Below are 4,071 nucleotides of genomic sequence, written 5' to 3' on the forward strand. Positions count from 1 at the left end.
CGCGGCGTGCTCATTCCGAGGAAGACGATCCGGAAACCGCCGAGGGCGAGGAAGACGGCGGCCATGTGCAGCCCGAGGGTGTGCCGCTCACCTTCGAGGTTGGCGAGGATCACCTGCGGGCCGCTCGCCGACTGCGCGAGGGGGTGCCACTGCCCGATCAGGAACGCCTCGAGCACCTCGGCGGCGAAGTGCTCGTGCGCCACCGTGAGGGCGCCCGAGGCCCAGCCGTCGCCGACGGAGGTGAGGAACGGCACCGCGAGCCGGCTCACGAACTCGCGCGCGCCGTGCCGGGCCCAGGCCGCCCGGACGCGCTGCTCGAGGTCGCTCGCGTCCAGGCGCGTCACGCAGTCGAACCAGCCCTCCGCCTCGGAGAGCGCCGCGGAGTCGCCCAGGCGATCGATCTCGCGCAAGACGACGTGGTCCGAATCCTGTACGCCGCCGTCCGAGATCGCCATCGCGAGATCGTTCTCGGACGCGAGCAACGCGAACGACGGCCGGTAGCCGAGATCCAGCGCGCGCTTGATCCGCTTGAGCCGCGTGACGATCGGCAGGGGGTACCGCCTGTGGCCCGACTCGAGGCGGGCCGGGGCGGGGAACCCGTAGCGCCGCTCCCAGTTGCGCAGCGTCTCCACGGGGATGCCGCTCAGGCGGGCGAGCGCGCCGATGCTCAGGAGCGCGGTCTCTTTGTTTTTCTCGTTCATTCGGTTCGGCCTCCTGTCTAGCACACCCGCGAAATCTATTCAAAAGGTAATACATGACTAGAAAAAAGTCAACATCGTGTTGACTATAGCTATTCAATAGTTAATCAGTTGGGTAGGCAACGAAACGCGGCGAGAGGCGTCCGCGGGCGACAGGAGAAAAAGAAATGTCAAACGACTCGAACGGTCTCGTAGGAAAGCTTCTCGGCCTGCCGATCTTCGAGACGGAGTGGGTGCTCTGGCTCCTCATGGCGCTCTCCGTGATCTCGATAGGGGTCATGATCGAACGCTACATCTTCTATAGGCGCCACCGGGTGGACGTCCGCGCGGTCCAGGGCGAGCTGTCGAGCCACCTCGACCGCGGCGACTTCGAAGGCGCGGCGCGGCTCCTCGCGGCCCACGACAGCCTCGAGACGAACGTCGTGCTGTACGGCCTCAAGAGCCACGAGCTCGGGCCCGAGTCGGTCGAGCAGCTCGTGGCCGGCGCGGCGCGCGTCGAGCAGGCGCGGTTCGAGAGGCGGCTGCCGTTCCTCGCGACGATCGCGAGCAACGCGCCGTTTATCGGCCTCTTCGGCACCGTCCTCGGCATCATCCGGGCGTTCCGCGATCTCGTCGGCAACATGAGCGAGGCGAGCGACGCGGTGATGGCCGGCATCGCCGAGGCGCTGATCGCGACCGCGGTCGGCCTGCTCGTCGCGATCCCGGCGGTCGTCGCCTTCAACGTCTTCAAGTCGAAGGTCAAGGCGCTCGCCGGGAACACCAACCTGCTCGCGGCGACGCTCCTCGCGAGGCTGAAGGCCGTCGAGCCGGCCGCGGATGCCGCGCAGCTCGTCCCGCTGCGCAGAGGGGAGGCGTGAGCCATGGCCGCCATGAACCAGAACGACGACGAAGACGTGATCGGCTCGATCAACATCATCCCGTTCGTCGACATCGTGCTCGTGCTGCTCGTGATCTTCATGGTGACCTCCACGGTCATCGTGAAGGCGGCGATCAAGGTCGACCTGCCGAAGGCCGCGAACGCCGGCACGGCGGTCGAGGACACGCTGAACCTCGTCGTCACGAAGGAGCGGGCGCTCGTGCTCGACGGCGAGCCGACGACGTTCGCCGCCGCGTCCGACACGATCCGGGCGCGCGCCGCAACGAACCCCGAGCTGCAGGCGGTCATCTCCGCGGACAAACGGCTCGCCTACGGTGACGTCGTCGACGTGATCGACATGGTCAAGGCGGGAGGCGTGGCCTCGTTCGCGCTCAACATCGAGCGCCGGGTCGCCGGGAAGTAGGGAGGGGAGCATGACCTCGAGCGCGCCCAGGATCGAGCCGTCGAGCGAGGCAGTCGCCGCGCCGCGCCGCGCCGGGTATGCGGAGCGCAAGGCGGCGGCCCGGCGTTTCGCGGCCGCGAGGCTCTCTCGGATCGTCGCGGTGCCGGTGGGCGCCGAGCTGCGCGCGTCGGACCCGCTCGGCCGGGATCCGCGCGCCTCTGGGGTGAGACGGGCGGCGCTGATCGTGGCCGCGGGCGCGATCGCGCACGCCGTCGTCGCCGCCGCGCTCGTCGTCGCCGGCGGGCTCGACGCACCGAGGCCGGCGGGGCCGAGGCCGGAGCGCGTCGTCGTGCGGGTGGTCGAGCCGGTGCCCGCCGCCCCGCTCCCCGAGCCCGAGCCGGCGCTGCGGGTCGAGCCGCCGCCCGAGCCGAAGCCGGAGCAGAAGCGGATCGCGCGTCCCGTCGCGCCGGCCCCGATCCCCCCGGATCCGATCGAGCCCAGGCCGCCCGTCGAGCAGCAGTCGCCGCCGCGGCGGGTCGTCGGCCTGAGCCTCGAGTCGACCGTGACCGCGGGCAGGGGCCCGGCGTTCGCGGTCGGCAACACGCGGATGGGCGATACCGGAAAGGTCGCGGCCGAGCCGAAGGAAGTGCGCCCGATAGGCGGCGCGCCTTCCGCGGCGAAGGGATCCAACGCCGCCGCGGACTTCGTGCCCACGGGCGGCGCCGCGGTCGTGAAGCCCCGGCGCCTGGCCGAGCCGAAGCTCGGCTACCCCCCCGCGCTCAAGGCGCAGGGGATCGAGGGCGACGTCGCGGTGCTCATCCGCATCGGCGCGGACGGCGCGGTGGGCGACGTCCGCATCGTGAAGAGCTCCGGCGTGCGGGAGCTCGACGCGGCGGCGCGCGCGGCGGCCGAGCGCGAGCGGTTCGCGCCCGCGACCCGCGACGGCGCGCCCATCGAGTACACGCTCAAGTACACGTACCGGTTCCGGATCGTGGAGGGATGAAGGAGGACGCCATGAGGAGAGCCATGCCATTGCTGCTCGTCGCCGCGGCGGTCGCCGCCGGCTGCGGCAAGGAGTTCGCCCCTTTCAACGAGCTCGACAAGCTGCGCGTGCTCGCCGTGCGCGCCGAGCCGCCGGAGATCGCGCCCGGGGAGGCCGCGGCCATCGACGCGCTCGTGTTCGAGCCGGACGGCGACGAGGTCGCCTACTCGTGGTCGTGGTGCCCGTTCACCCTGGGCGCGCTCGACGGCTACGAGTGCGCCGTCACCGAGCAGGAGCTCGCGGAGGCGATCGAGGCGGTCGCGCCGGGCGCGGGATCGTTCGTGCCGTCGTTCGATCTCGGCGACGGTCCGAGCGCGGCGTTCGCGAACCTCGTCCCCCCGGCGGCGCTCGACGCGCTGTGCGAGGCGATCGCCTCCGACAGCGCCCCGGCGTTCGTCGACCTGCCGGAGTGCGGCGACCGGCTCGTCGTCACCATCCGCCTCGACGTCGCCGCCGGCGGCGAGACCGCGACCGCGGTCAAGGAGCTCCCGCTCCTGTTCGAGGCGCCCGCCGAGCCGAACGCGAACCCGGCGATCGGCGAGATCTTCGCCGCGCCCGCGGCGGACGGCGCGGATCCGCTGGTCGCCGGCGCGCCGCTCGAGTTCGAACCGCAGTCCGCGCTGCGCGCCGAGACCCTGTACGACCTCGGCGCCGACGTCGAGGACGCCGCCTCGCAGCTCTTCACGCCCGCGGCCACGGACGACGACCCGGATCCCGAGCCGCGCCGCGAGACGCTCTTCATGACCTGGTTCGTGACCGGCGGCGAGACCGACTCCATGCGGACCGGCTTCATCGAGGACGACGCCGACATGGACGACCTCGTCCACAACGGCTGGCGCACGCCCGAGCTCGTCGAGAGCGGCGGCGAGGCGCAGCTCTTCCTCGTGCTCCAGGACGAGCGCGGGGGTGTCGGCTGGACGGCGCGCAGCGTCGCGCTGGAGGAGGAGTGAGCCATGTCGCGCGCACCCCAGATCATCGTCGCGGCGCTCGCGCTCGGGATCGCGGCGCTCCCGCGGGCGGCGGCCGCCGAGGAGCCGGCGCCGTTCACGCCGCCCGTGCTGCTCGAGCCGGC

At 71.8% G+C, this 4,071-nt stretch carries 5 protein-coding genes; 4 read left to right on the forward strand and 1 reads right to left on the reverse strand.

The window, feature by feature from the left end:
• On the reverse strand, nt 1-701 hold a 701-nt coding region (locus M0R80_31510; GenBank protein ID MCK9464171.1), incomplete at its 3' end, for a MerR family DNA-binding transcriptional regulator.
• Between the two features lie 164 nt (nt 702-865).
• Between M0R80_31510 and M0R80_31515 the strand changes: the two genes are divergently transcribed.
• Genes M0R80_31515 through M0R80_31530 form a run of 4 tightly spaced genes read left to right on the forward strand, consistent with a single transcriptional unit; the run spans nt 866 to nt 3,949 of the window.
• The gene (locus M0R80_31515) at nt 866-1,555 is read left to right on the forward strand and encodes a MotA/TolQ/ExbB proton channel family protein (protein ID MCK9464172.1); all 690 of its coding nucleotides are present in this window, start codon (nt 866-868) and stop codon (nt 1,553-1,555) included.
• A gap of 3 nt (nt 1,556-1,558) precedes the next feature.
• Nucleotides 1,559-1,978 carry a biopolymer transporter ExbD gene (locus tag M0R80_31520; protein MCK9464173.1) on the forward strand — a complete coding sequence of 140 codons (420 nt, stop codon included), beginning with the start codon at nt 1,559-1,561 and terminating at the stop codon, nt 1,976-1,978.
• Between the two features lie 10 nt (nt 1,979-1,988).
• Nucleotides 1,989-2,960 carry an energy transducer TonB gene (locus M0R80_31525; GenBank protein MCK9464174.1) on the forward strand — a complete coding sequence of 324 codons (972 nt, stop codon included), beginning with the start codon at nt 1,989-1,991 and terminating at the stop codon, nt 2,958-2,960.
• 11 nt (nt 2,961-2,971) lie between these two features.
• Nucleotides 2,972-3,949, forward strand: a complete 978-nt coding sequence (locus M0R80_31530; GenBank protein MCK9464175.1) for a hypothetical protein — start codon at nt 2,972-2,974, stop codon at nt 3,947-3,949.
• Nucleotides 3,950-4,071 lie beyond the last annotated feature (122 nt).

This window comes from Pseudomonadota bacterium (assembly GCA_023229365.1).
GTDB lineage: Bacteria > Myxococcota_A > Polyangia > JAAYKL01 > JAAYKL01 > JALNZK01.

What these genes read in the sequence shown, in the direction of transcription:
- M0R80_31515 (MCK9464172.1), top strand. Translation starts at nt 866, where the DNA reads ATGTCAAACGACTCGAACGGTCTCGTAGGAAAGCTTCTCGGCCTGCCG.
- M0R80_31520 (MCK9464173.1), top strand. Translation starts at nt 1,559, where the DNA reads ATGGCCGCCATGAACCAGAACGACGACGAAGACGTGATCGGCTCGATC.
- M0R80_31525 (MCK9464174.1), top strand. Translation starts at nt 1,989, where the DNA reads ATGACCTCGAGCGCGCCCAGGATCGAGCCGTCGAGCGAGGCAGTCGCC.
- M0R80_31530 (MCK9464175.1), top strand. Translation starts at nt 2,972, where the DNA reads ATGAGGAGAGCCATGCCATTGCTGCTCGTCGCCGCGGCGGTCGCCGCC.